The organism is Nocardia fusca NBRC 14340 (assembly GCF_001618425.1).
Lineage (GTDB): Bacteria > Actinomycetota > Actinomycetes > Mycobacteriales > Mycobacteriaceae > Nocardia > Nocardia fusca.
Map to the genome: position 1 here is coordinate 48066 of NZ_BDCU01000005.1, position 25992 is coordinate 74057.

Below are 25992 nucleotides of genomic sequence, written 5' to 3' on the forward strand. Positions count from 1 at the left end.
ACCTCGGTATTCACCGCCGGCCGTGCCACCATGTGGTGACCAGACCCGAAACAGGGAGGTGACGGCATTGCCCGGACGACAGGGAGACCGCACCGACGATCCGTTCGGCGGCAGGCGACCCACCAGCCACGAGCGCAGTGCCGGGCGGCCGTGGGACGCCTCCTACCAGGATGGTCCCGCCCCGTGGGATACCGGCCGCCCGCAACCGGCCGTGGTGCGCGTGGCCGCCGAGGGCGGTTTCACCGGATCGGTACTCGACGCGGGCTGCGGAACGGGGGAGAACGCGCTGCACATCGCCGAGCTGGGTCTGCCGGTACTCGGTGTCGACGTGGCGGAGACAGCCCTGGAAACTGCCCGGGAAAAGGCAGCCGGCCGGGGCCTCGAAGCCGACTTCCTCGCCGCCGACGCGCTCGAACTGGGCAAGATCGACCGCAGCTTCGACACTGTGCTGGACTGCGGGCTGTTCCACACCTTCGACGCGGAGGAGCGCCACCCGTACATCGCGAGCCTGGCATCGGTGACCGACCCCGGCGCGACGCTGTACGTGTTGTGTTTCAGTGACGAAGGTCCGGACCTCGGCCCGCATCCGCTGGGCCTCGAGGAACTGAACGCGGCTTTCACCCCCACCAGCGGCTGGAGCATCGCGGCCGTCGTACGGGACCGGATCGAAACCCGATTCCACGACCACGGCGCACCGGCCTGGTTGGCAACGATAGACCGCGTCTGAACGGAGGGCGGAGAAAGTATCGCGTTCCGCTCAGCGCCAGCAGGACGCAGGACCTCCCGAGCGGAATTCGCGCGATCAGGTCCCACGAGTACGCGGTCCCTCCACGGTGGAGCAAAACCATCGAGACTTCCGAGACTCTCAATCGCGCATTCGGCGAACTGCGATTGAGCATCGCCATCGCCTCGTCTACTTCAGGCGGCGCGATCACATCCGAATTGGCGTAGGCAATGGTCACATGTAGAACAGGCGGTTCAGCTGCGCACACGACTCGGAACCCGCGTCGCCGGTGCTCGCTCGCAACCTCGCCCGTATTTCAATGACCTTCGCCGCCCCGGCTTTCCGCTACCGCGTCGGTGTACAGCTCTGTGGTGAGGTGGTCGTCGGATACCCCGAGTGCGGAGAGGCTTTTCCGGAGATCGGACAGCGCGCTGTCCAGATCCTCATCGGCGTCGACGAGAGTTTCCAACTCCAAGAACGTACCGTCTATCTCCGGCACAGTTACCACTGTCGCGAGGACATTGCGGCCGTTCGTCATGAACCGATAGTTCTCACATTCTTTGGTGAAAGAGATCGACGGCCGGTAACCGAGACGGTAGAGGATCTGCTCAAGAACTTCGCGCCCTCCGATGTCTGTTTCGTACTCCGGTTTCGAGCCGGTCTCCAGATCTACCGCCGCTTCCTTGAAAGTAAGCAAATGACGGACCGATCCGCTGCCCCGCACGGTTCGCAGCCGTAATTCGCGGTCGCCAGCGTGCAGACTTCGGGCTCCATCGTCGAAGTAGGCATCATGGTAGGTAACCACCTCGGCCGCTGCCAGACCTGCCAGCTTCGCCCGCACCGAGTCCGGATCGGTCAGCCGAGCCTTGTATTCGGCCTCTATCACTCGTGATGCCATCTCAAACTATCCGTTCTCCGGAGGCGAACGCCTGTTCCATCGTCTGCACGAACGCCTGGTGCAGGACGCCGGGACCCTGGGGTTCGAGTCGATGTATCGGAGAGTTGTGCCCTTCGTGGTCAGTCGTGAACGCGGTGACGAACAGGACGTCGTCGACCCTGATGATTCGCCACACTGGGATTGGTCGTAGGTATAGACCTGGACGAATCGATCCTCCGATGACAGTTCGCTGATCCGCTTGATGGCAAGACGGATTCCGGCTGCAAAGGACTCAGGTGATTCGCCGATCTGTGCAGCGCGATGAGCAACTGCCATCGAATCCGGGTGCAACAGCATCACTCGCAACCGGGTTCCGGAGGGAATGACTTTACGCAGCAGCGAGTCGTTGAGACCGATTATCCCGAGGCCGCGCACAGCGAGAACATCGATATTGCCGGCCTGTTTCGCCAGTGCACGGACTTCCCCGGCCACATCACTCTGCTGCGCGTAGGTCTCGGCAACTGCATGCGGACTGTGGATCGCCTCGATACCGCTGTCCGACCGGCCCGGAGTTGCGAGTACAGGCAGCAATTCGCCGACCAGATCACTTCGGGTCTCCAGTGGTAGACGGGCCGCAGGATGAACCGGGTGCGAAGGAGCGGATGCCACCTGCCACTGCCCCGCTCGGTGAAGGTCCTGCGCCTGGTCACGAAGCCGGATCAATCCACCGTTCGCCCCGAGCGCGCCGTCTAGCGCAGAGATCAGCTCCCGCGACGGCAAGTTCGCGTCCTCCCACTCCGCCATCGAGACGTATTGCCTGGAGTAGCCGATTCTGCCGGCGAGTACTCGCTGGCTCATACCCGCTTCTGTTCTGAGTCTTTTGATCTCCCGAGCCAATTCATCGGCGAGAGCCGCCCGGCCCACAGCCGGTGCCACGCTGCGGGCGGTCATCGAATTCCCCTCCTGCTCAGGGGTTCATTCTGACCCAGGGCCCGGTATGGCAACCCGCCTTTCGGCGACTTGCTACCTTCCGTCCCGCCCGGGCTGCGAGTTCCCTCGAAACAGGCAAGACGCGAGACGAATCGAGTCCGAGGGGAGCCCCCATGAAAAAGCATCCGAACGCATCGAGTTCGGCCCTACCGATCAGAGGCCCGATCGGCAATCAGGCCATCGCGATCGCTCGGTCGCTCCGGCACGCTGAGCACGGCACCGATCGAGCACTGCTGGAACGGGTCGCTGCCGGGCTGCGCGCACTCGAGTACTCGGACGAGTTCCACCCGCAGCGCGATATCGATCGGATAATCGCCCGGTATCGGGCAGCCCACGGCCGTGCTCGCTGACGGCGGCCCGGTGTGGCCGCAATGTGCCGACCATGCGGTCCCGTGGATCACGGGCGGGCTGCTGGACTGGACGCACAGCACACGGCGCCATCGCCGGGTGCGATGCCCGGAATATCTCTTCTGCCTCAAAGGGGCACCGGTCGTGGACGGGCACATCGGTGAACACGAACGCAACGTCTCGGGTATCTGCCCGTGGATCGGCGTGCGGGTAGTGGATTCCCTGCCCGGTTGCGGGTGCGGGCCCACCATCACAACCAGGCAGTTGCGGATCGTCCTGCGCGTGGACTACCGGCCGAACGGAGTGATCCGCTCGGTCGGTTGCCCGGGCAGCGACTGCCGGGAAATCGTCCGCCTGGTGCAGGGCCGGATCGGCCCGCATGCCGGGCCGTGCCCGTGGGTGGGGGTCGAGGTGATCGATCGCGGCCTGCACCCGCCGATCCTGTGAATACTGTCCCGCCTACCAGGCATGGCATAATTTCGCTACTATTATGGCATGACGATGTTCCAGGTCAGCGATCTAGCGGGGGCCCGGCGCCGCGAGTTCCTCGACGAGGCGAAACGGTCGTCGGCGTCGTTACGCGACACCGACGGGTCGGTGCTCGTAATGTTCGAAGCCCAGCGCATCGCCGCGCTCAGGGAAGCCGCTGCCACCATTACTCAGCTGTTCTCCGCCGAGGCGGTGCTGGCGCGAACCGATGTCCCCACCCCGGTGGAACTGGGCGGACTGGCCTGGCTGGCGGAATTCGATTCCGACGATCGAGCCGAAGCGCTCGCCGAGATCCGAAACGCCGTAGTGCTCACTGTGACTTCCGAGGATCCCAATCCACTCCGAGAAGTCCTCCACGCGTGGGCGACCACCGCCGCGGTGATGCGGGATCCACTGCGCCGAGCCGTGCACAGCGGGCCGGTCGGAGAGTTCGATTACGTCGAGGTCGACGCTCCGCAGCCGAGCGATGACGTCTGAACGCGACCCGCAGCCCGGGGCGTATCGGCCATTCGTAGCCGCCCGCGCGCCCGGCGGACGACCATCCACTGAACCCACCTACCGCGTCCTGGTGCACCGGCAGTACCTGGACGCCTGGAACAGCTTGGCCGACCGTGTGGGGATCACTTCGGCCCGGCAGTTCTGGGAACATGTCTCATCCACTCCAGGAACTCCACCGCCGGTCGGCACCTCGACCGTGCTTCGCGGTAAACACCACGGTCCGAAGTGGGAGGGCTACTCGCGCACCATCCACTACGAGATCAGTGGTGCGGGCCGTATCGACTACCAGTACTGCAACGCGACCACGGAAGGCAGCGAGGGCGATCCGCACCCCGTCGTGAAGATCATCACCATCGACCTCGGAAGCCATTGAGCCGACGTCGACGTTCTCCCGGGACGAAACCGCGCTCGGTGGGGCGATATCGAGTGGTGAGTCGCGGCTCCCACCCGCCGATACTGCGACCGGTGGGTGGGGACCGCTACCTGTCAGGCGCCTGGCTCAGCGGCGAACGCCGGCGACTCACTCGGCGCACCGAACCAGCCGGTCAGCGCCGCACGAAGCCCGTCCGCCGCGATATCGGCCGGCTCGCCGACCGCGGCGGCCCAGGCGATATGGGCGTCCGGACGGATCAGCAGCGCGGCGGCCGGAAGGTCGTCGGTGGTGACTGTCCGGATATCGACGCGGTCTCGCCACTCCCGGGCGACCTCACGTACTTCTGCTCGGTCGGCGAGATCGAGCAGGACCGGCCGTGCGGAGTGCAGCAGGTCGGCGACGGTGGTCGCGTCGCGGTCGGTGCGCAGGGCGAGGTCCGGGGCGAACGTACCGGTCAACGGGTGGTGGTTCGGGTTGGGTAGGTCGTAGCGTACATCGGTGCCCGCGATGAAACCGGCTACCCGGCGGGCGGACTGCTCGTCGGCGAGCAGCTCGGAGACCACTTCCCGCAGCGCGTCCGCGGCCGGGTCGAGTCCGCGCCGCAACGCCACCTGGGCACGGGTCTGCCGCAGGGCACGAGCTCCCGCGTAATGGCGTTCCTCGTGGTAGCTGTCGATCAGTCCGGGTGGGGCCCAGCCGTGGATGTCGGCGGCGAGTTTCCAGCCGAGGTTCACCGCGTCGAGCAGACCGGTGTTGAGCCCCGACCCGGTTGCGGGCAGCAGGTGGGCGGCGTCGCCCGCCACCAGGATCCGGCCGGCCCGATAGGTCTCGGCGTGGCGGTCCTTGAAGGTGAAACGCGCCAGCCGCAGCGGTTCGCCCCACGGGATCTCCGTGCCGAGCACGCGGCGCACGCTGTCCCGGAATTCGGCCAGGGACATCGGTTCGTCGTCGGCGATATCGGTGGACTCGTCCTCGGTGGTCGAGAACATCAGCATTTCCGGGGTCGGTGACCCGTATCCGAAGACACCGTGTGCGGTGCGGGTGAAACCGGTGGTGATCCGGCCCATTCCCGGAACTTCGAGATCGCCGTTGCCAAGGCGGGTCACCGAATCCGGCACGGTGACCTGACATATCCGGTTCACCTCGGGATAGGTGGTACCGGTGAACGCGATACCGGCCATCTCCCGGATGCGGCTGCGCCCGCCGTCACAGCCGACGAGATAGCGCGCGGTGATCCGGTACGGACCGTCCGGCCCGGACACCTCCGCCGTCACCGAGGTGTCGTCCTGACGCACGCCGACCACCTCGTGGCCGCGGCGGATATCCGCACCGAGCTCACCCACCCGCTCGGCGAGCAGCTCCTCCAGCCGCGTCTGCGGCAGTGGCAGCCCGCGCAACGGAGGGTCCACCATGCCGGTGAGGTCCACCTGCACACCGCCGAAGGGGTAGCGGGGCGGCGGGGCGGGGGCGGTCACGGCCGCTTCGACCCGCTCCAGCAGCCCGCGGTAGTGCAGCAGTTGCAGGATCTGCCCGCCCAGGCCCTGGGCCTTCTGGGTGGCCCGGGGCTGTGGGTACTTCTCCAGGAGCAGCGGGCGCACTCCCGCCAGGCTCAGTTCGGCGGCCAGCATCAGGCCGGTCGGGCCCGCGCCCACGATGACGACCTCGGCCTCCACCGCCCGCCGCTGCCCTGTGGCTCCGCTCTCGTATCCGTTCGCCGACGACCGCTCTCGCACCTCGTAACCTCTCTGTCCCACGCTTGTGGGCTCGGCCAGCGAGTATGCGGCACCACCCGGGCCTTGCCGCAAGCCCCCCGGTCGGCTATATCTTGAAAGGGGCGGGGGTCGCGATCACTTCATGAATCCGCGCGCGCTGTCGGCGTATCTTGCGTGCCCGCCCCGGGCTGCGCTGCTGTTGGAGGCCGCCGACGGGCTGTGGTGATGCTGTAGGTGAGGATCGACGACAACAGGATCACCAGCACCGGGGCGACCACCGGCGCCCATTCCAGTTCGACCGGCAGCAGGGCCGCCCCACCCGCCGCCGCGGTCCACAGGACCGCACCTACTACCGAGGGCAGGGTGGTCGGGACCACTCCGCGTGGCGCGGTCACGGTCGCGATGTTCAGCAGATAGGCGGTGGCCACCAGCCCTGCCGCGGCCGCCGCGACCAGGCCGGTGTCGGAGAGCGCGAGGACCCCGATCACCAGCAGAACCGCGCCGACCGCTCCCCAGCGCCACCACCAGCCGACCACCACCAGCACGATCGCGGCCGGAGCCGCCCACGGCTGGACCAGGGCGACCAGCAGCACCAGTAGCGTGCCGGACAGATGCGCGAGGAATTTGATCATCGGCGCACCCGGATCATCCGGCGGTGCCGGGGCAGCAGGCGCATGGTCTGGTCGAGGCGGGTATCAGCGGCCCACGGGACGACATCCACCCCGATCGTGCTCATATCGCGGTACATCGACATCCGCTCCAGCTGCCACATCTTCTCCATGGTGGGGTCCAGAGCGCCCGCGAAGGGGCTCCCGCGCAGCACATCCACCGCCACCACCACGTGGCCGCGCTTGCGCAGATCGATCAGTGCCAGCGCGAACTGGGTGTCCAGCAGGGTGGTGAACGCGACGATGACCGCCCCCAGCGGCACCGCCGCGTAGGGCGCGAGAGTACCGGTGGTGGGGATGAATTCGTCGCCGACATCGAGCACGGTGTCGACGATCCGGTAGAACTGCCGGCGCCCGATATCGGGGCGCAGCCAGCGTGGGGACTGTCCCAAACAGACGACCGCGGTGCGGTCCCCCGCCTGCAGCGTGGACTGGACGACCTGCGCGGCCCCCCGCACCGAGAGTTCCAGCGCGTCGCTGGCAGGGCCGGGCGCCTGCTGGGATGTGTCCACCAGGACGACCACGTCCGCCGAACGGTTGGTCAGGCGTTCGGTCACGTACAACCGGCCGCGACGGGCGCTGACCGGCCAGTTCACGGTGCGTAACTGATCGCCGGGGGCGTACGGGCGGATATCTGCGTACTCCACGCCGGGGCCGTGCCTGCGGGTGAGGTGCACACCGAGGCGTTCGGGAAGTTCGGTGCGCGGCATCCGCATCCGCTGCGGGTCGGTGATCGGGTAGACGTAGATCTCCCCGGCGGGCAGGGTCGCGGTGGCCAGTGCCATTCCGGCCGGACTCAATGCCTTGACCCGCACCTTTATCGGATAGCGACCCCAGCGCGCCGCCGAGACCGTCAACCGCAGCCCGGCCGGGGCCACCCCGGAATCCGCGGATTCCTCCACCGTCACAGTCATCCCGTCGACCGCGACCGGTTTACAGCGCAGCAGCGCCTGCCCCTGATCGACGAAGACGGCGATGGTGACCGTGACCTCCTCGTTCTCGAAACACCGCTGGGTACCGCCACCGTCCACCTGGATCCGGGTGCGCGACACCTGCCAGGGCGCGCCGGCCAGCACACCGAGCATGGGCGAGGCGAACACGACCAACTGCCAGCTGCCCGCCACCACCGCAACCAGCAGCGCGACAGCCGAGGCGATGGCGAGCAGGTAGGTCAGCGGGGCGGGACGCCAGCGCAGCCGGGCCTCCACCGTGGCACTGGCGTCGCGATGTCTCATGGCGTGGCGGCGCGGGGAACCGGCAGGCGGCGCAGCAATTCGCTGATCACATCCTCGCCGCGGATGCGCCGCACCCACATCTCCGGCCGCAGGGTGATCCGGTGCGCCATGGCCGGGATCGCCAGGGCCTTCACATCTTCGGGGACCACGAAGTCACGGCCGTTCAGCAGGGCCCGGGCGCGGGCCATCTGCACGAGATCCAGTTCCGAGCGCGGACTCGCGCCGACCTCGACCTGCGCGTGGGCCCGGGTAGCGCTCGCCAGCGCCACCACATAACTCACCACGTCCGGGTGCACCGAGACGAACTCCACCGCGTGCCGCATCTCCAGCAGGCCTTTGGCGTCGACCACCTGGTTCACCCGTGGCGGCACCGCGCCGCGTTCGAGACGACGGCGGATCATCTGGGTCTCGTCCTGCTCGGACAGGTAGCCCAGGCGCAACTGGATCGCGAACCGGTCCAGCTGCGCTTCGGGCAGCGGATAGGTGCCCTCGTATTCGATGGGGTTGTCGGTGGCGAGTACGACGAACGGCTGAGGCAGCGGGAAGGTCTCACCGTCGATGCTGACCTGTCCCTCGGCCATCGCCTCCAGCAGCGCCGCCTGCGTTTTCGGCGGAGTGCGGTTCACCTCGTCGGCGAGCAGCATATGCGTGAACACCGGGCCGCGGCGGAACGTGAAACGTCCGGTGGACATATCGTAGATCGTGGAGCCGAGCAGGTCCGCGGGCAGCAGGTCGGGGGTGAACTGCACCCGGGTGAAGTCCAGGCCGAGGGCGGCCGCAAAGGACCGCGCGATCAATGTTTTGCCCAGTCCGGGCAGATCCTCGATGAGCACATGCCCGCCGGACAGGATCGCGATCATGATGAGCTGTAGCTCGTCGCGTTTACCGACCACCACCCGGGAAACCTCCCGGAGCACGGCTTCGGTGCGTTGGACGGTCGCGTCCAAGGGCATCGTCATGTGTTTTCTCGCAATGGGTCGACCCGTTTCACATTCTCTGAAGGCGGCTCAGGATCTCGTCCAGAGCCGCGCGGCCCGGCGCGGGCGTGTTCTGGTCACGCAGCGCCGAATCGGCCGGGTCCACCCAGCGCCACAGTTCGGCGCCGAACAGATGGATCCCGGCACTTTCCAGTGCCCGCCGGTTCTTGCTGACCCGCAGGCCGGCGGACAGTTGGAACTCCTTGGCCAGCAGCGGCCGCAGATGCCGATCCCAGTCGGCGCGGCTACCGTCGGCGCGGTCGACGAGCATTTCGGCCCGGGCATGCCAGTGGCGCAGCATTTCGGCGGGCCCGTTCTCCATCTCGTCGGCGAGTTCCTTTTCTCTCTTCTCCGGACGCAGCAGCACCCAGACGAAGCAGCACAGCGCGATCGCGACCGGAACCCCGGCCGCGATCAGTACGAATTCGCGGGCCCGCAGGCAGGCGGCCACCTCGAGGCCCGCGACCGCGAGGATCGCGGCCACGACGATCCAGGGTCTGCTCATCTCGGCCCCACCCCGCTCGGCGCACCGGCATGCGGCGGTAGAGCGGGCGGGTAGCCACCGGGATCCGGGGCGGCCGATACGGCCGGATCCGGGGTGCTCTGCAGGTCGGAGAGCGCTACGCGCAACAGCTGTTCGGCCCGCATGCGCTGCCAGGACAGCATGGAATGCGGGCTGAACCGTGCCTCTTCGAACAGCGCGACCAGCTCCCGGGCCGAGGCCTCGTGCAGGGCCCCGTGCTCGAATGCGCGCGCCAGCACTTCCATGGGTGTGTCCGAGGCCAGCGGGGCCAGACCACGCGCGTAGACCAGGCCGCGTTCCATCGCCAGATAGCAGGCGATGATCGCGGCGCGCGGATCCTGTCCGGCCGCGTTCATGGCGGCCAACCCCATCTCGGCGGCTTTGACCAGGGTGTCGGTATCGGTGGCGGGCATGTCCCCGGCGGCCGGCAACGCGTCGTCGGGTTCCTCGGTTCGTTCGCGCCGCTGGGTGTTGACGGTGACGACGACCAGACCGGTCACGGCCACCGCCACCAGTGTGCCCGCGGCCGCGGTGGCCAGGAACAACCCGGTTCCGGTCAGGACGGGTTGATCCTCCTCCATCCCGGGCGGCACCGCGGGGTGCTGTGGGGCGGGAGAACCGGGCGGCGCGGCCGGAACCGGTTCGGCGACGCGCTGGAACCCGATGAAGTAGACGGCGAACACGATCGCCGCGAGGACACCGACGAGGGCCAGCAGGAACAGCACGGCCAAGCCGAGGCGGCCCAGCCGCCAATGCGACTCGGTAGCGGAGTCGAGGTCGGGCAGTGCCAGCGGGAGCCGATGCTGGGAGGCGATCACGCCGGCCAGCAGCACCACGATCGAGACGGTGAGCAGCACCGGCATCAGCGCCACGGTGAGGGCCGAGGGCGCGTTGCCCGCCGAACCGCTGCTGTCCGGCATGCCCGGAATATGTCCGCGCAGCGCGATGACAGCGCAGAACAACAGCGCGAACACCGCCACAATGCGCGCGATCAGCGCCCGCGACCCGGCCAACCCGATACCTCGAACCTGCTCACTGCCAAGAACAGCCACATGTTTACATGCCGGACGGCCGGTCCGGGAGCGAATCGGCAATATGAAATGACGAGTTTTTCACGTTTATCAGCTCCTTGCCGGCAAACGTACTGCCCATTGCGGGGTCGACAGTTATATCTTGTTCCCCACTGTGAATACTCACAACCTCGCCGAAGACACGGTGACCGATTCCCGATGTCCGCATCCACCCGCTCAGCTCGGACGTCGAATGGACGCCGCGCCGCGACCGGCACACCGGACGCGGCCCGGCAGGTGTCTATCACGGTTGACAGCGCAACCGGCTCCGGCCCGGTTACGCGGCCCGGTCCGCGCTCAGCACCAGCCCCGAGGTAGGCACCCCGGTCCCCGCGGTGACCAGGACGTTCTCCACCTCGTCGACCTGATTCACCGATGTTCCGCGCAACTGGCGGACGGCTTCGGCGATACCGTTCATTCCGTGGATATACGCCTCCCCCAACTGCCCGCCGTGGGTATTGATCGGGAGTTTTCCGCCGATTTCGATAGCCCCGTCGGCAATGAAATCCTTGGCTTCACCACGCGGGCAGAAACCGAGTTCCTCCAGCTGCATGAGGACGAACGGGGTGAAGTGGTCGTACAGAATTGCGGCCTGCATATCGGCGGGCCGCAAACCGCTCTGCTCCCACAGCTGGTCGCCGACCAGGCCCATTTCCGGCAACCCGGTCAAGGCGTCGCGGTAGTAGCTCGTCATCACGTACTGGTCGGCACCGCTGCCCTGCGCCGCGGCGGTGATCACGGCCGCCGGGTTCGGCAGGTCCCGCGCCCGTTCCACACTGGTCACCACGATCGCCACGCCGCCGTCGGATTCCTGACAGCAGTCCAGCAGATGCAGCGGTTCGGCGATCCAGCGCGAATTCTGGTGATCCTCCAGGGTTATCGGCTTGTTGTAGAAGAACGCGTTCGGGTTCACCGCCGCGTGCCTGCGGTCGGCCACCGCGACCCGGCCGAAATCGGCGGAGGTCGCGCCGTAGACATGCATGTACCGCCGGGCGACCATCGCCACCTGCGCGGCGGGCGTACCCAGCCCGTGCGGATACGACCAGCCGGCGTCGATACCCGAGGATGTGGGCGCGGCCGCCAGCGAGGTGGAGAACTGCCCGAACCGGGAAACCGACCGCTCGTTGAACGCCCGGTACGCCACGACCACATCGGCGACCCCGGTCGCCACGGCCATCGCCGCCTGCTGCACGGTCGCGCATGCCGCACCACCGCCATACCCGATATGGCTGAAGAACTTCAACTGCGGGATGCCGACCGCGCGGGCGACCGCGACCTGCAGGTTGGTATCCATCGTGAAGGTGGTCAGGCCGTCGACATCGGCCGGGGTGAGCCCGGCGTCGGCCAGGGCCGCGGTCACGGCCTCGGCGGCCAGACGCAGTTCGCTGCGACCGGATTCCTTGGAGAAATCGGTGGCGCCGATCCCCGCGATGGCGGCCCGGCCGGACAGGGGATGTTGCGAAGTAGTCATGCGTTCCTCATTCCGCGGGCTGGACACCGACTGTGCGTCGTGGCTGCGCTCACGCCCCGCCTCCGGCACCCGGTACGGTCACGACCACCGTCGCGACGATGTGATCGCCCAGACTGTCCTTGCCGACGACCTCCAGCCGGACATCCTCGCCGTCGAGTTCGACGACCTTGCCGGTGAGAGTCAGGGTGTCGTACGCGTACAGCGGCACCCCGAGACGCAGCGCGATGGATTTCACGACCGTGCTCGGACCCGACCAGTCGGTCACGAACCGCTGCACCAGACCGGTATCGGTGAGGATGTTGACGAAGATGTCCTTCGAACCGCGTTCGATCGCCTTGTCCCGGTCATGGTGCACATCCTGGAAATCCCGGGTGGCCAGTGCGGTGCTGATGACGAACGTCGGATCGGCGTGGATCGACAGTTCGGGCAGTTCGGTCCCGACACCGACCGTGGCCGGATCGAATGTGGCGGTCATGGGTTCACCTTCCAGAAGGGCAGCACCGTATCGTCGTCGAGCTTCTCGAAACCGGCCACGACCTCCAGCCCGACCTCGACCTGCTCGGGTTCGACACCGCGCAGTTCACCCAGCATCCGCACCCCCTCGTCGAGTTCCACCAGCGCGACCACGAACGGCAGATCGCGGCCCGGCACCTTGGGCGCGTGGTGCACGACGTAGCTGAACACCGTGCCCTTCCCGGAGGACACCACATAGGCGACCGGTTCGGTCTTGTCCTGCCAGATCGCCGGGATCGGCGGATGACGCAGGGACCCGTCGGGAAGCTGCTGGATCCGCAGTTCGCCGGCCTTCGTACCCTCCCAGAAGAATTCGGTGTCGTGGGAGACCAGCGGCCGCACCCGTTCGGCGGGAGCCGGTTCCGGGGCGGCGACCGCACCCGGGGCGAACTTCAGGATGCGGAACAGCATCTCGGTGACGAGTTCGTCGCCGACATACCAGCTGGTGCGGTAGGTCAGGAAGAAACCCTCGCCCAGCCCGGTACGTTTCGGGCCGTTGATGCTGTCCAGCGCGCTGGTGATGCTCACCTCTTCGCCGGGCCGCACATAGCGGTGGTAGATCTGCTCGCAGTTGGTGCCGACCACCGAGGTGTACCCGGCGGAGTCGAGCAGCGCGTTGGTGGCCTCCATCGGATCGTCGGACGGGCGGCGGCCGCCCAGACCCAGCATGGTCCACACCTGGGCCATGGCGGGCGGGGCCACGATCCCGTCGAAACCGGCGGCCTTCGCGGCCGCCTCGTCGATATAGACGGGGTTGCTGTCGCCCAACGCCTCCACCCAGTTGTTGATCATCGGCTGGTTCACCGGGTCGCGGCCGGGCCGCGGCGCGCTGGCCCCGGCCGCCTTGATCTGTTCCGCGGCGGCGATGATCGCTTCCGGAGTACTTGTGTCCGGCACGCTGCTCCTTAGGGTCGGGTGGTTCGAGAGTGTGCGCCCGCCGACCGGCGGCGGGGGCGGCGGGCCGCCGGACTCACCGGGTCAGCGGGGTACGCGTGGCAGTTTCAGGCCCGCGGAGGCGACGAGTTCGCGCATCACCTCGTTGACGCCACCACCGAAGGTCACCACCAGGTTCTGCTTCGTCCGCCGGTCGAGCCAGGTCATCAGCTCGGCGGTCGCGGGTTCGGCCGGGTCGCCGAACCGGCCGATGATCTCCTCGGCCAGCCGGCCCGCCTCCTGCAGCGATTCGGTGGAGAAGATCTTGGTCGCCGAAGCATCCGCGATGACCTGTGACGGATCGATGTCCGGATCGTCGGCCGTGGCCGCCACCTGCCAGTTCAGCAGTTCGTTGAGCCGGGTCATGGCATGGATGCGCCCGAGTGACGCGCGCGCGTCGGGATCGTCGAGTACGCCGCGCGGCCGCGCCCACTCGCGGACCCGGTCGTAGAGCTGTTCGATCTTGCCGGACGGCCCCAGGCTCACCCGCTCGTGATTGAGCTGGGTGGTGATCAGGCGCCAGCCCTTGTTCTCCTCCCCGACCAGCATGTTCGCCGGAACCCTGACGCTGTCGAAGTAGGTGGCGTTGGTGTGATGGGCGCCGTCGGCGGTGATGATCGGGGTCCAGGAATAGCCCGGATCCAACGTATCCGCGATCAGGATGGTGATCGCGCGGTGCCGGTCGGCCGCCGGACCGGTGCGGCAGGCCAGCCAGATGTAGTCGGCCTCGTGTGCGCCGGTGGTGAAGATCTTCTGGCCGTTGACGATCCAGTCACCCGAATCGTCGCGGGACGCGCTGGTGCGCAATGCCGCGAGATCGGTACCGGCCTCCGGCTCGGAATATCCGATGGCGAAATGGATATCCCCGGCGAGGATCCCGGGCAGGAACTTCTCCTTCTGCTCCTGCGTGCCGAACTGCTGCAGCGTCGGGCCGACGGTCAGCAGGGTGACCAGTGGCAGCGGGACATCGGCTCGGGAGGCCTCGTTGTAGAAGATCTGCTGTTCGACCGGGCCGAAACCCTGGCCACCGTACTCCTTGGGCCAGCCGACACCCAGCCAGCCGTCGCGGCCCATCCGGCGCACCACCTCGCGGTAGGCGTCGCCGTGCCGGTTGACCGCCATGGCGGCGGACTCCTCCGGCGTGACGAGATCGGCGAAGTAGGCGCGCAGGTCGTCGCGTAGTTTGCGCTGTTCGCTGGTCAGATCTATGAACACCCTGCCCCCAATCGTTCGAGCCGCAACGCGGCGCCGCCCAGCCAGCGGGCGAGGTCCTTGGACTGTGAGTAGTAGCGATGCATCGAGTGGGTGACATCCACGCCGATACCGCCGTGCAGGTGGTGACATTTCTGCATGGCACGCGGAAGTTCCGCGGCCACAGTGTAGGCGAGCACATTCAGATCGTCGTCGATCCGCTGCTGCCGCTCCGAACTCGAATCGTCCTGTCCGAGAGCCCAATTGGCCGAGACCGCGGCCACATGCAGCGTCCGGGACACCACATAGAGGTCGGCGATCTGCTGGGCCACCGCCTGGAATTCGGCGAGTGGCCGGTTGAACTGCCGCCGCGTGCCCACATGGGCGGCGGTCAATTTCACCGCACCCGAGAGCAAACCGTCGGCCGCCGCGCCGATGGCGGCGAGCACGAACCGGTGCAGCCGCGGGCCCGCGTCCGGCAGCAGCCGGTCCGCGGCCACCTCGACCCCCTCCAGTTTCACCGAGAATTCGGCGAGTTCGCCGGATACGGCCGACGGGGTCAGGGACAGACCCGCGGCATCCGAATCGACCACCGCGACCCCGGAATCCGTGGTCACGAGCAGCCAGCGGGCCTGATCGGCGCACGGCACCGCCACCTTGTACCCGGTGATCCGCACCTTGTCGCCGGTCACTTCGGCCTTGGTGGTGGGTTCGGTGGTCAGGGGCGCGCCGGGTTCGCTGATCGCCGCGGTCAGCACCGCGCCCTCCGCGACCGCCGGGAACACCTCCGCGGCCACCGCCTCGGGCGCCGTCCCCAGCAGCGGCAGCACGCCGAAGCCCAGGGTGGGCAGCGCCGGGGCGGCCACGGCATCGGTGGCCAGCTCGGTCAGCAGCACCGATACGGCGTCGATGCCCATATCGTCGCCACCGAACTGTTCCGGTAGCGCTACCGACAGCAGCCCCGTAGCCGCTATCTTGGGCCAGAGTTCGGCGTCGCGCGCCGCCTCCCGCTCCAGTAGTCCGACGACGACCTCGGCCACCGCCTCTTGAGCCTCGTCTCGAGTGAAGTCCACGTTCTGCTCTCCAGTCGTCGCACGAACTAACCGGCCGCGTCGCGGGGTAGTCCCAGAATCCGCTCGGCTGCCACGGTCAACAGGATCTGCTCGGTTCCGCCCGCGATCGACAGACAGCGGGTGAGCAGGAATTCCGAGGTGTCCTCGGTGGTCCGCGCGCCGGCCGGGCCGGCCACCTCGACGGCGAACTCGGCGACCGCCTGCCGGTGCCGCACGCCCACGAGCTTGCGCACACTGCTCTGCGCGCCGGGGTCGGCGCCGGCCAGGATCCGGACCGCCGCGCGCTGTTCCAGCAGCAGCCCGGCGATGGCGTCGGCGACGAAACCGCCCAGCCGATCGTTCAGCAGCTCCGACCCGCGTCCGGTCGCCGGGAGTTTGGCGATCAGCTCCTCGAGCGCCGGCCCGATCCCGTTACCACTCATGGCGACCCGTTCGGCCGACAGCGTGGAGCGGGCGATCTTCCAGCCGTTGCCCAGCGCGCCGACCACGCAGTCGTCGGGAACGAAGACCCCGTCCAGGAAGACCTCGCTGAACCGGGCCTCACCGGTGATCTGCACCAGCGGCCGGATATCGATCCCGGCACTGCGCATATCGACCAGGAAATAGCTGATGCCCTTGTGCTTGGGCGCACTCGCGTCGGTGCGCGCCAGGCAGATGGCCCAGTTCGCCTCCTTGGCCAGTGAGGTCCACACCTTCTGCCCGTTGAGCACCCACCCACCCTCGGTGCGTTCGGCGGTGGTGCGCAGGGCGGCCAGATCCGAACCGGCCCCCGGTTCGCTGAACAGCTGGCACCACACCACCTCGCCGTGCAGGGTCGGCCAGGCGAACCGCTCGATCTGCTCGGGGGTACCGTGCTGCAGCAGGGTTGGGATCGCCCAGCCGCCGATGGTGAGGTCGGGAACGGTCAGCCCGGCCCGGCGCAACTCCTCCGAGATCACCAATCCGGTCATCGGATCGGCGCCGCGACCGTAGGGCTGCGGCCAGTGCGGCATGATCAGCCCCGCGTCGGCCAGCGCACCGCGCTGCCGCGCGGCCGGCAGCGCGGCGATACGCGCGACCTCGGCGGCGAGTTCGTCGGTGGCCACCTCGGTATCGGTCTCACCGCCGGCCAGCGCCGCGTCGGCGAAGACCCGGTCCGCGCCGGTGGTGCGGCGTTTACCGGCCCGGGTCAGCTCGGTGACGCGGGCCCGCCAGTACGACGCGCCGCCCAGCAGCTGGCGCAGCGCGGTCGCCCGGCGCAGGTACAGGTGGGCGTCGTGTTCCCAGGTGAAGCCGATCCCGCCGAGTACCTGGATGCAGTCCTTCGCGGTGTCCACCGCGGCATCCAGGCTGATGGCGGCGGCGATCGCGGCCGCGATCGGCAGTTCGGCCCCGCCGGAGTCCACCGCGGCGGCCGCGTCGGCGGCCACCGACCGGATGAGTTCGGTGCGGCACAGCATCCACGCGCAGATGTGTTTGACCGCCTGGAACGACCCGATCTGCCGGCCGAACTGCTCGCGAACCTTCGCGTAGTCGACCGCGGTCGTCAGGCACCAGCCGGTCACACCGGCCAGTTCGGCCACGACCAGCGCGACCAGCAGGTCTTCCACCGCGTAGTCGGGGGTGAACACCGCGTCCGGGTCGATCCGGACCTCGGTGCAGCGGACCCGGGCCAGCGGGGTGGTCAGGTCGAGGGGCTCCAGGGCTTCGAGCTGCAGTCCGGGCGTATCCGGGCCGAGCAGGCACCAGCGCCGGCCGTCCGCGGTGTCCACCGGCAGCAGCACCGCGGTTCCGGGCGCGCCGCCGAGTACCGATTCCCAGCTACCGCTGAGCGTTCCGGCACCGTCGAGGGCCGGCACCGCCGGTCCGCCGGCGGGCGCGGCCTCGTCCCCGGCGACCGTGTCCAGCGCGATCCCGCAGGGCTGCTCCTCCGGCAACCGCCCGGCGGTCACCAGGCCGGCGATCGCCGTGGTCAGCAGCGGGCCGCCGACCATATCGTGTGCTGCCTGTTCGATGAATACGGCCAGGTCGGAGACCGACCCGCCCGCGCCGCCCGCCTCCTCGGCCACCGCCACCCGGAAGATTCCGAGATCGGTCAGCGTTGCCCAATACGTACGCCAGAAGTCGGTCGCGTCGGCCCGCATTGTTGCAATCGGTTGCGCCGCTGCTGCCCACCCGCTCATCGACTGTTGAACGGCTTTATGCTCGTCAGTGGTGGCGATGGTCACAGTCCATACCGCCTTTCCGGCGTGACTCCCACACCTAGAACATGTTCTAATATCCACGGCGGGCGGAAGTCAAGAGAAGCGCCTACCGCATCGCCGCACGCGCTAACGTCCGCGATACGTCACGGAAAGGAAGTCCCCTCCATGGCCAGCCCCTCCCGTTCCCAGCCCGGCGATCCGGGTGCGGCGACAGCCGCCCCCGTCACCACGCTGCGGGAGGACGAACTGAGCTCCGCCGCCCAGCGGGAACGCCGCAAGAGGATCTTGGACGCCACCCTCGCGCTGGCCTCCAAAGGTGGCTACGACGCGGTGCAGATGCGCGCGGTCGCCGAACGCGCCGATGTCGCGGTCGGCACCCTGTACCGGTATTTCCCGTCCAAGGTGCACCTGCTGGTCTCGGCGCTGGCCCGGGAGTTCGAGCAGTTCGAGGGCAAACGCAAACCGCTGGCGGGTCAGTCACCGGAGGAGCGGATGCACGCGCTGCTCTCGCAGATCACCCGGATGATGCAGCGCGACCCGCTGCTCACCGAGGCCATGACCCGTGCGTTCATGTTCGCCGACGCCTCGGCCGCCGCCGAGGTGGACCGGGTCGGCAAGGTGATGGACCGGGTGTTCGCCCGAGCCATGAACGACGGTGAACCCACCGATCGCCAGCTCGCCATCGCCCGGGTCATCAGCGATGTGTGGCTGTCGAATCTGGTCGCCTGGCTCACCCGGCGTGCCTCCGCGACCGATGTGTCCGAACGGCTCGAACTGACCGTCGATCTCCTACTCGGTCAGCGTTCCTGATACCTGGCCGCCGCGCCCGGTGGCCTGGCCGCCGATACCGGTGGAGCACGGCGATACCCAGACGTTCGCTGCGGTGTCGCGCGAGCCGGAAAAATCTCACAGTCCGCCCCCGGCGCCGGTGAACTCTGCCTGCGGATTCCGCGCCGGGCGACGCCGGGCGCACCTTCACCCGCACGTCGAGCCGGGGGCACCCGCCCACACTTCCCGCCGAATCGGATCAGCGGCCGTGACACAGTATTGTCATGCGCGCCCCCTCTTAACGAAAACTCCGATCAATAGGTTGGATGTGTGAGCGCACAGGATCTGCCACTGGAACTCCGCCGAGCGCTGTCGACGGTCGCGCGCGTCCCTCGGCTGCTCGTCGCATCGGACTACGACGGGACACTCGCTCCCATCGTCTCCGATCCGGCCAAGGCGTACCCGCACGGGGAATCCGTGCGGGCATTACGCGCGCTGGCCGGTCTGTCCGGCACCACGGCCGCGGTGATATCCGGCAGAGCGCTGCGTGACCTCGCCGCACTCTCCCGGCTACCGGTCGAGGTGCAGCTGATCGGCAGCCACGGCTCGGAATTCGACGTGGGTTTCGTACACGCCATCGACAGTGACGCCAGGCAGTTGCTACGGGAAGTGGTGACCGCCCTCAACAAGATCGCCGCGGACCATCCGGGCGTCACGGTGGAGTCCAAACCCGCCAGCGTCGCGCTACATGTGCGCAACGCCACCCCCGAGATCGGTCGCCGCGCCCTCGTCCAGGCCCGCCAGGGACCGGCCTGCTGGGTCGGCGTGCAGGTCACCGAGGGTAAAGCCGTGATCGAACTGGCCGTGGTACCGACCGACAAGGGTTCGGCCCTCAGCACGGTCCGTCATCAGGAGAGCGCGTCGGCGGCGGTGTTCTTCGGCGACGACGTCACCGACGAGAAAGCGTTCCGCGCGCTGAGCGGGCCCGATATCGGCATCAAGGTCGGCGAGGGCGAATCGCTGGCCAAATACCGGGTCGACAGCACCGAAGCGGTCTCGCACGCGCTGGCCTTCCTGCTCGAGGAACGCCGCACCTGGCTGGCCGGCGCCAGCGCGCCCCGGATCGAACGGCTGACCATGATGGCCAGTCCGCGTTCGGTCGCGCTGGTCACCCCCGATGCCACCGTCACCTGGTTCTGCCACCCGGAACCGGACTCGGCCGCCGTCTTCGCCCACCTGCTGGGCGGCATGGACGCCGGGCACTTCTCCATCACGCCGCAGCGGCCGGGCCTGCCCCTGTCCCAGCGATACGTCGACGGCACCATGACCGTCGAGACCCGCTGGGCGAAACTACAGGTCACCGACTATCTCCCGCACGACGTGGACCCCGACCGCACCGATCTCACCCGGGTGATCACCGGTACGGCTCCCGCCGAGATCACCTTCGCCCCGCGCCCGGAATTCGGCCAGGTTCCGGTATCCATCCAGGTGGAAACCGACGGCCTGCGGGTCTGGGGCACCAACGATCCGGTCGTGCTGCGTGCCCCCGGGGTGCAATGGCAGATCCACAGCGACGGCGCACACGATTCGGCCACCGCGGTCGTGGACCCGTCCGGCGGCCCCATCGTCCTGGAACTGCGTTGCGGCACACACGATCTGACGCCCGCCGCCACCGGTGAGGACGAACGGCGGCGGATCGCCGAACTGTACTGGAAAGAATGGGCGGCGACCCTCGACCTGCCCGCCCTCAAACCCGACCTGATGAAACGGTCCGCGCTCACCCTGCGCGGGCTGGTACACGCGCCGTCCGGATCGATCCTGGCCGCGGCCACCACCTCGCTGCCGGAGGATATCGGCGGCGTCCGCAACTGGGACTACCGCTACTGCTGGCTGCGCGATGCCGCGCTCACCGCCAGCGCCCTGGTCTCGCTGGGTTCCCTGGGTGAGGCCGAACAGTATCTGGAATGGGTGCACCGGGTGCTGGAAACCCTGCCCGGCCCCGAACGCCTGCACCCGCTGTACACCATCTACGGCGAAACCCTGCCGCCGGAGGCCGTGATCGACGAGCTGCCCGGCTACGCCGGATCGCGGCCGGTGCGGGTCGGCAACGCGGCAAATATGCAGGTCCAGCTGGACGTCTTCGGCCCGATCGTGGACCTCATCACCAGCCTGGCCCACGCCCGGGAGAAGCAGGGCACCACCGATCCGCGCAAGGTGCTGCCCGACGCCGACTGGGAACTCGTGCACGCCATGGTCTCGGCGGTACAGCGCCGCTGGACCGAACCCGACCACGGCATCTGGGAGATCCGCGGCAACCCCCGCCACCACGTCTACTCGAAGGTGATGGGCTGGCTCACGATCGACCGGGCGCTGACCCTGGCGGAGAAGTTCGACCGCTCCGTCGACAGCGACTGGGCGCCGCTGCGCGAAACCATCGCGGCGGAGGTCAAGGCCAAGGGCTGGAACGACGAAGTCCAGTCCTACACCGCCGCCTACGACGGCACCGACCTCGACGCGGCGACCCTGCACATCGGACTCAGCGGCCTGATCGATCCCAGCGACCCGCGGTTCGCCGCGACGGTGGTGGCCACCGAAGCCGAACTGCGCAGCGGATCCACGGTGTACCGCTACCACCACGACGACGGCCTGCCCGGCGGCGAGGGTGGGTTCCATCTGTGCGCCGCGTGGTTGGTGGAGGCATACCTGCTGATCGGCAAACGGTCCGACGCCGAAGCGCTGTTCGCGCAGCTGGTGGATGTGGCCGGACCTACCGGGCTGCTCAGTGAGGAATACGACCCGGTCGCCGAACGGTCCCTGGGCAACCATCCCCAGGCCTACAGCCACCTGGGCCTGCTGCGCTGCGCGCAGTTGCTCGGGAAGTAGGGTCGATTGTTTTTGGCGCCGCCTGCGGCGTCGCGGGGTTGAGGCCCTTTTGGTCTCGCCGTTTCGGCCTCGAGACTCGAGCCTTCGGCTCATGCGACGTGCGGTCGGCCTTCCATGGAAGGCCGACCGTTGAGCACCTCCGGCCAAGGGCGAGACGGGCCTCAACCTTGGAGGTGTCTCGCAACACTCGACGCATGGGGGTTGCGTCGGCGTTCAGTGTCCAGCTGGGCATGTTCAGCCGCTTGGCATGGCCGCGCGGCAGGCGGTGTTAGAACTGGGCGGTCGGTTCAGACTCTCCCGCCAGGGCTGCTAAAGTAAAACGGAAACGATTTCCATTAACCCTGGTAGGTATTTGCCGTGTCACCTCACTATGTCCGTAGCCCTCTGATCATCGCCGTGGGGGTGGCGGCGGCCGCAGCGCTCACCGCCTGCGGCGGGGCCGGCTCCGATTCCGGCAAACCGTCGGTGGTCGCCTCGACCAATGTCTGGGCCGATATCGCGAGCACTGTCGCGGGGCCCGATGCCGACGTCTCCGCGATCATCTCCGACCCCTCCGCCGACCCGCATTCGCACGAGACCTCGGCATCGGAATCCGCGCAGCTCAGCGATGCCGACCTGGTCGTGTACAACGGTGGCCACTACGACGAGTTCGTCGCGAAGGCGATCGAGGGCCGCGGTAAGCGCACCGTCGAAGCGGTCGCGGCCCGGGACGAGGCCATCCGGGACGATTCGAACGAACACGTCTGGTACGACATGGAAACCGTCGCCCTGGTCGCCGGACAGATCGGCGATCGGCTCGCCGAGATCGATCCCGCGCACGCCCAGGACTACACCGATCGGGCGGCGCAGTTCGCCGACCGGCTGGCACAGGTCGGCGCGAGTACCGACGCGATCGCGGCCGACCACCCCGGCGTCCCGGTCATCCAGACCGAACCGCTGGCGTACTACCTGCTGCAGGATGCCGGTACCGTCGACCGGACGCCCCGGGACTACCAGGAGGCGATCGAGCAGGAAACCGATCCGTCGCCCGCCGCGGTCGCCGCCACCCGCGATCTGATCACCGGCAAGCAGGTCGCGGTCCTGGTCTACAACGTGCAGACCGAGGACAAGGTGGGCCGGGATCTGCGCGATGCCGCCGTCGCCGCCGGTATTCCGGTGGTAGAGGTGACCGAAACCCTGCCGTCCGGAACGGATTTCGTCACGTGGCAGACGCAGAACGCCCAGGCGCTGGCGGACGCCATCGGCTGACGGAACCCGAGGAACGGATGGATCGATATGAGCAGCGATACCGCCTCGACGACGCACCACGCCACGACGGCCGGTGACGGCAGCGTCGCGGCCGAGCGCTTCGACGACTCCACTCGGCCCGCGCCGGAACCCGCCGTACGGCTCGAATCGGCCACGCTGGCCTTCGGCGACCGCGTCCTGTGGCGGGAACTGGACCTCAGTGTCGCCCGGGGTGAGTTCATCGCGGTGCTCGGACCCAACGGCTCCGGCAAGACGTCCCTGCTCCGGGTCCTGCTCGGCCAGCTCGCCCTGAGTTCGGGCAGCGCCCGGATCGCCGGTGCCGCGCCGCGCGCGGGCCACCCGGATATCGGCTACATACCGCAGCAGCGCACCATCGACGCGGGCGTGCAGTTACGCGGTGTGGATCTGGTCGGTCTCGGCGTGGACGGGCACCGTTGGGGGCTGGGCCTGCGAGCCCGCGCCGAGCGTCGGCGCAAGGTCGCCGCCGCGATCGCCGATGTCGGAGCGGAGAGGTTCGCCAAGGCCCCGCTGGAGAGCATGTCCGGCGGCGAACAGCAGCGGTTGCGGGTGGCACAGGCGCTGGTCGGCGACCCCGCGGTACTGCTCTGCGACGAACCCCTGCTGAGCCTCGACCTGGCCAGCCAGCAGCTGGTCTCCGGGCTGATCGACGCCCGGCGGCGCCGCCACGGCACATCGGTACTGTTCGTCACCCACGAGATCAACCCGATCCTGCCGCTGGTGGACCGCGTCCTCTACCTGGTCGGCGGAAAGTTCCGGATCGGCACCCCGGACGAGGTCATGACCTCAGCGGTGCTCTCGGAGCTGTACCAGACCGAGGTCGACGTGCTGCGTGTCCGCGGCAGGCTGGTCGTGGTCGGCACCGGTGACACCATGGACGCCCTCGGCACCGCCGGCGCCCACTGCCACGGCGAGCCGGGGACCCCGCGCGCCGGTGCCCCCCGGGCCGAACTCACCCCGCGAGCGGGACAGGCGAACGGGTAGATGGACAAGCTTTCCGAGGTACTGGGCAAGATCTTCGAGTTCCAGACCACCGCACACCTGCTCGGCTACGACTTCGTACAGCAGGCCGTTGTCGCGGCGGCACTGCTCGGGCTGCTCGCCGGGATGATCGGCCCGCTGATCATCAGCCGGCAGATGTCGTTCGCGGTGCACGGCACCAGCGAGCTCTCGCTGACCGGTGCGGCCGCCGCGCTGCTGGTCGGCGCGGGCGTCGGGCTCGGGGCGATCGCCGGTTCGGTGGTCGCGGCCGTGCTGTTCGGGGTGCTCGGCACCCGGGCCAGAGAGCGCGATTCGGTGATCGCGGTGGTGTTGTCGTTCGGCCTCGGCCTGTCGGTGCTGTTCCTGTGGCTCGGTCCCGAGCGCGCGGGGTCGAAATTCTCGCTGCTGACCGGACAGGTGGTGAGCGTGGGTTTCGGTGGGCTGACACTGCTGGCCACCTGCACCGCCGCGGTGCTCGCCGTGCTGGCCGTGGTGTACCGGCCGCTACTGTTCGCCAGCACCGATCCGGAAGTCGCGGTGGCCCGGGGGGTGCCGGTGCGGGCGCTGTCCATCCTGTTCGCGGTGATGCTCGGGATCACGGCGGCATTCGGTGTCCAAATCGTCGGCGCCCTGCTGGTGCTCGCACTGCTGATCACCCCGGCGGCCGCGGCCGCGCAGCTGACCGCCGACCCGCTGCGGGCCACCGTGCTGGCGGTGGTCTTCGCCGAGATCTCCGCGGTGGGCGGCATCCTGCTGTCGCTGGCGCCGGGGGCGCCGGTCTCCACCTTCGTCACCACCATCTCGTTCGTGATCTACCTGGTCTGCCGGGTGATCGGGGCGCGGCAGCGTCAGGTCGCCCGGGTCCGCTGAGTACCTGCGGGCAGGTGCCTTCAGTCCGGGCGGCAAGGTTTCGTATGCTCGTCCGCAACGCCCCCGGACGAAGGTGACCACATGATCGACTTCACGATTCCCGCCGAGCTCGCCGCCGAACGTGACCGGGTCCGGGCATTCGTCGCGGACAAGATCGTGCCCTACGAGCGCGACCCACGACTCACCTCCCACGGCCCCACCGACGAACTTCGCCAGGAACTCGTGGAACTCGCCCGCGCCGAGAAACTGCTGACCATCCAGGCCCCCACCGCACTCGGTGGCCGCGGCCTCACCCACGTGGAGCAGGCCGTGCTCTACGAAGCCGCCGGCTGGTCGACGCTGGGCCCGGTCGCCATGAACTGTGCGGCTCCGGACGAGGGCAATATGTTCCTGCTCTCCAAGATCGCGAACCCGGAGCAGACCGAGCGCTACCTCCAGCCGGTCATCGACGGGCACCAGCGCTCGGTATTCGCCATGACCGAACCCGACGGCGCCGGCTCCGATCCCGGCCAACTCGCCACCACCGCCACCTTCGACGGCGAGAACTTCGTCATCGAAGGCCGCAAATGGCTGATCACCGGCGCCAACGGCGCCAAGACCTGGATCATCATGGCGCTGCTCGGCGACAACCCCCACCTCCCCGCCGGCCCCACCCTCTTCCTCACCGACGGCGACCGGCCGGGCATCGTCATCGAACGCACCATGAACACCATGGACCGCAACTACGTGGCCGGGCACTGTGTGGTCCGCTTCGACAACCTCACCCTCCCGAAGTCGGCGCTGCTCGGCGAAGCCGGCCAGGCCCTGCGCTACGCCCAGCTGCGCCTGGCCCCCGCCCGCCTCACCCACTGCATGCGCTGGCTCGGCGCCGCCGAACGCGCCCAGAGCATCGCCATCGACCACGCCAAAACCCGCACCGCCTTCGGCAAGACCCTCGGCGAACACCAGGGCGTCTCGTTCATGATCGCCGACAACGAGATCGCGCTGCACCAGTGCCGCCTGACCATCTGGCACACCTGCTGGCTCATGGACCAGGGCGAGAAGGCCCGCCACGAGAGCTCGATGGCGAAATCGTTCGTCTCCGAGGAACTGTTCAAGGTCGCCGACCGCTGCGTCCAGATCCTGGGCGGCATCGGCGTCAGCGATGAGACGGTGGTCGAGATGATCTTCCGCGATATGCGCCCCTTCCGCCTCTACGACGGCCCCACCGAGGTCCACAAATACGCGATCAGCCGCAAAGTGCTGCGGTAATCTCGGCGCGCCTTGCTCGTGGGGGCGCTGGGTTTTCCGGCGCTGCCGCCCGCGGGATCGGGCTTGTGGGCTGGTCCGCAAAGGTGGGAGCGTGGGCTTGCTCGTGCAGGTGCTGTGTTTATTGG

The 25992-nt window shown here is 68.3% G+C and carries 25 protein-coding genes; 11 read left to right on the forward strand and 14 right to left on the reverse strand.

Features of this window, described 5'->3' with window-relative positions; genetic code table 11:
• Window positions 1-67 precede the first annotated feature (67 nt).
• Window positions 68-727, forward strand: a complete 660-nt coding sequence (locus NF4_RS01060; protein WP_063125448.1) for a class I SAM-dependent methyltransferase — start codon at window positions 68-70, stop codon at window positions 725-727.
• A 313-nt stretch (window positions 728-1040) separates the two neighbouring features.
• Here NF4_RS01060 and cyaB read toward each other — a convergent pair whose 3' ends face one another.
• Complete coding sequence (gene cyaB, locus NF4_RS01065) at window positions 1041-1622, reverse strand: class IV adenylate cyclase (protein WP_063125422.1); 582 nt, start codon at window positions 1620-1622, stop codon at window positions 1041-1043.
• Window positions 1623-1628: 6 nt separating this feature from the next.
• Window positions 1629-2552 (reverse strand): helix-turn-helix transcriptional regulator, encoded by a 924-nt coding sequence (locus NF4_RS36190; RefSeq protein WP_084532760.1) that lies wholly within the window; start codon window positions 2550-2552, stop codon window positions 1629-1631.
• Between the two features lie 152 nt (window positions 2553-2704).
• Between NF4_RS36190 and NF4_RS01075 the strand changes: the two genes are divergently transcribed.
• From NF4_RS01075 to NF4_RS01090, 4 genes are all read left to right on the forward strand, one after another.
• Window positions 2705-2941: a hypothetical protein gene (locus NF4_RS01075; protein WP_063125424.1), complete on the forward strand. Its 237-nt coding sequence runs from the start codon at window positions 2705-2707 to the stop codon at window positions 2939-2941.
• Between the two features lie 142 nt (window positions 2942-3083).
• Window positions 3084-3386, forward strand: a complete 303-nt coding sequence (locus tag NF4_RS01080) for a hypothetical protein (protein ID WP_157119863.1) — start codon at window positions 3084-3086, stop codon at window positions 3384-3386.
• A 48-nt stretch (window positions 3387-3434) separates the two neighbouring features.
• Window positions 3435-3905: a hypothetical protein gene (locus tag NF4_RS01085; RefSeq protein ID WP_063125426.1), complete on the forward strand. Its 471-nt coding sequence runs from the start codon at window positions 3435-3437 to the stop codon at window positions 3903-3905.
• The gene (locus NF4_RS01090; RefSeq protein ID WP_157119865.1) at window positions 3895-4299 is read left to right on the forward strand and encodes a hypothetical protein; all 405 of its coding nucleotides are present in this window, start codon (window positions 3895-3897) and stop codon (window positions 4297-4299) included. The genes NF4_RS01085 and NF4_RS01090 overlap by 11 nt, the downstream gene beginning before the upstream one ends.
• Window positions 4300-4412: 113 nt before the next feature.
• On the opposite strand, the gene NF4_RS01095 is transcribed toward NF4_RS01090, so the two are convergent.
• The 12 genes from NF4_RS01095 to NF4_RS01150 form a co-directional block, all read right to left on the reverse strand.
• Window positions 4413-6032, reverse strand: coding sequence for an FAD-dependent monooxygenase (locus NF4_RS01095; RefSeq protein WP_157119867.1), 1620 nt, complete (start codon window positions 6030-6032; stop codon window positions 4413-4415).
• Between the two features lie 119 nt (window positions 6033-6151).
• The gene (locus NF4_RS01100; protein WP_063125428.1) at window positions 6152-6643 is read right to left on the reverse strand and encodes a hypothetical protein; all 492 of its coding nucleotides are present in this window, start codon (window positions 6641-6643) and stop codon (window positions 6152-6154) included.
• On the reverse strand, window positions 6640-7914 hold the full coding sequence (locus tag NF4_RS01105; protein ID WP_063125429.1) for a DUF58 domain-containing protein: 1275 nt from the start codon (window positions 7912-7914) through the stop codon (window positions 6640-6642). Before NF4_RS01105 ends, NF4_RS01100 begins: the two co-directional genes overlap by 4 nt.
• Complete coding sequence (locus NF4_RS01110; protein ID WP_063125430.1) at window positions 7911-8873, reverse strand: AAA family ATPase; 963 nt, start codon at window positions 8871-8873, stop codon at window positions 7911-7913. The genes NF4_RS01105 and NF4_RS01110 overlap by 4 nt, the downstream gene beginning before the upstream one ends.
• A 28-nt stretch (window positions 8874-8901) precedes the next feature.
• Window positions 8902-9396, reverse strand: coding sequence for a hypothetical protein (locus tag NF4_RS01115; protein WP_063125431.1), 495 nt, complete (start codon window positions 9394-9396; stop codon window positions 8902-8904).
• Window positions 9393-10466, reverse strand: a complete 1074-nt coding sequence (locus NF4_RS01120; protein WP_198165185.1) for a DUF4129 domain-containing protein — start codon at window positions 10464-10466, stop codon at window positions 9393-9395. Before NF4_RS01120 ends, NF4_RS01115 begins: the two co-directional genes overlap by 4 nt.
• A gap of 295 nt (window positions 10467-10761) precedes the next feature.
• Entirely contained in the window at window positions 10762-11955 is a 1194-nt protein-coding gene (locus tag NF4_RS01125) for a lipid-transfer protein (protein ID WP_063125450.1), read from the reverse strand.
• 49 nt (window positions 11956-12004) lie between these two features.
• Window positions 12005-12430, reverse strand: a complete 426-nt coding sequence (locus NF4_RS01130) for a MaoC family dehydratase (RefSeq protein WP_063125432.1) — start codon at window positions 12428-12430, stop codon at window positions 12005-12007.
• Complete coding sequence (locus NF4_RS01135) at window positions 12427-13365, reverse strand: bifunctional MaoC family dehydratase N-terminal/OB-fold nucleic acid binding domain-containing protein (protein WP_063125433.1); 939 nt, start codon at window positions 13363-13365, stop codon at window positions 12427-12429. Before NF4_RS01135 ends, NF4_RS01130 begins: the two co-directional genes overlap by 4 nt.
• Before the next feature lie 81 nt (window positions 13366-13446).
• Entirely contained in the window at window positions 13447-14616 is a 1170-nt protein-coding gene (locus NF4_RS01140) for an acyl-CoA dehydrogenase family protein (RefSeq protein WP_063125434.1), read from the reverse strand.
• Window positions 14607-15665, reverse strand: coding sequence for an acyl-CoA dehydrogenase family protein (locus NF4_RS01145; protein ID WP_063125435.1), 1059 nt, complete (start codon window positions 15663-15665; stop codon window positions 14607-14609). The genes NF4_RS01140 and NF4_RS01145 overlap by 10 nt, the downstream gene beginning before the upstream one ends.
• Window positions 15666-15691: 26 nt before the next feature.
• A complete protein-coding gene (locus NF4_RS01150; protein WP_063125436.1) occupies window positions 15692-17872 on the reverse strand; it encodes an acyl-CoA dehydrogenase family protein in 2181 nt (726 codons plus the stop codon).
• 141 nt (window positions 17873-18013) lie between these two features.
• Here NF4_RS01150 and kstR point away from each other — a divergent pair, with 141 nt between their 5' ends.
• The 6 genes from kstR to NF4_RS01180 all read left to right on the forward strand — a co-directional run bounded on the left by kstR (window position 18014) and on the right by NF4_RS01180 (window position 25867).
• Window positions 18014-18658, forward strand: a complete 645-nt coding sequence (gene kstR / locus NF4_RS01155) for a cholesterol catabolism transcriptional regulator KstR (protein ID WP_030524112.1) — start codon at window positions 18014-18016, stop codon at window positions 18656-18658.
• Between the two features lie 288 nt (window positions 18659-18946).
• The gene (gene otsB, locus NF4_RS01160; RefSeq protein WP_063125437.1) at window positions 18947-21499 is read left to right on the forward strand and encodes a trehalose-phosphatase; all 2553 of its coding nucleotides are present in this window, start codon (window positions 18947-18949) and stop codon (window positions 21497-21499) included.
• A gap of 357 nt (window positions 21500-21856) precedes the next feature.
• Window positions 21857-22747 (forward strand): metal ABC transporter solute-binding protein, Zn/Mn family, encoded by an 891-nt coding sequence (locus tag NF4_RS01165; protein ID WP_063125438.1) that lies wholly within the window; start codon window positions 21857-21859, stop codon window positions 22745-22747.
• Window positions 22748-22774: 27 nt separating this feature from the next.
• On the forward strand, window positions 22775-23749 hold the full coding sequence (locus NF4_RS01170; protein WP_084532763.1) for a metal ABC transporter ATP-binding protein: 975 nt from the start codon (window positions 22775-22777) through the stop codon (window positions 23747-23749).
• Window positions 23750-24616 (forward strand): metal ABC transporter permease, encoded by an 867-nt coding sequence (locus NF4_RS01175; protein ID WP_063125439.1) that lies wholly within the window; start codon window positions 23750-23752, stop codon window positions 24614-24616.
• A gap of 81 nt (window positions 24617-24697) precedes the next feature.
• Window positions 24698-25867, forward strand: coding sequence for an acyl-CoA dehydrogenase family protein (locus NF4_RS01180; RefSeq protein ID WP_063125440.1), 1170 nt, complete (start codon window positions 24698-24700; stop codon window positions 25865-25867).
• The last annotated feature ends 125 nt before the right edge of the window (window positions 25868-25992 follow it).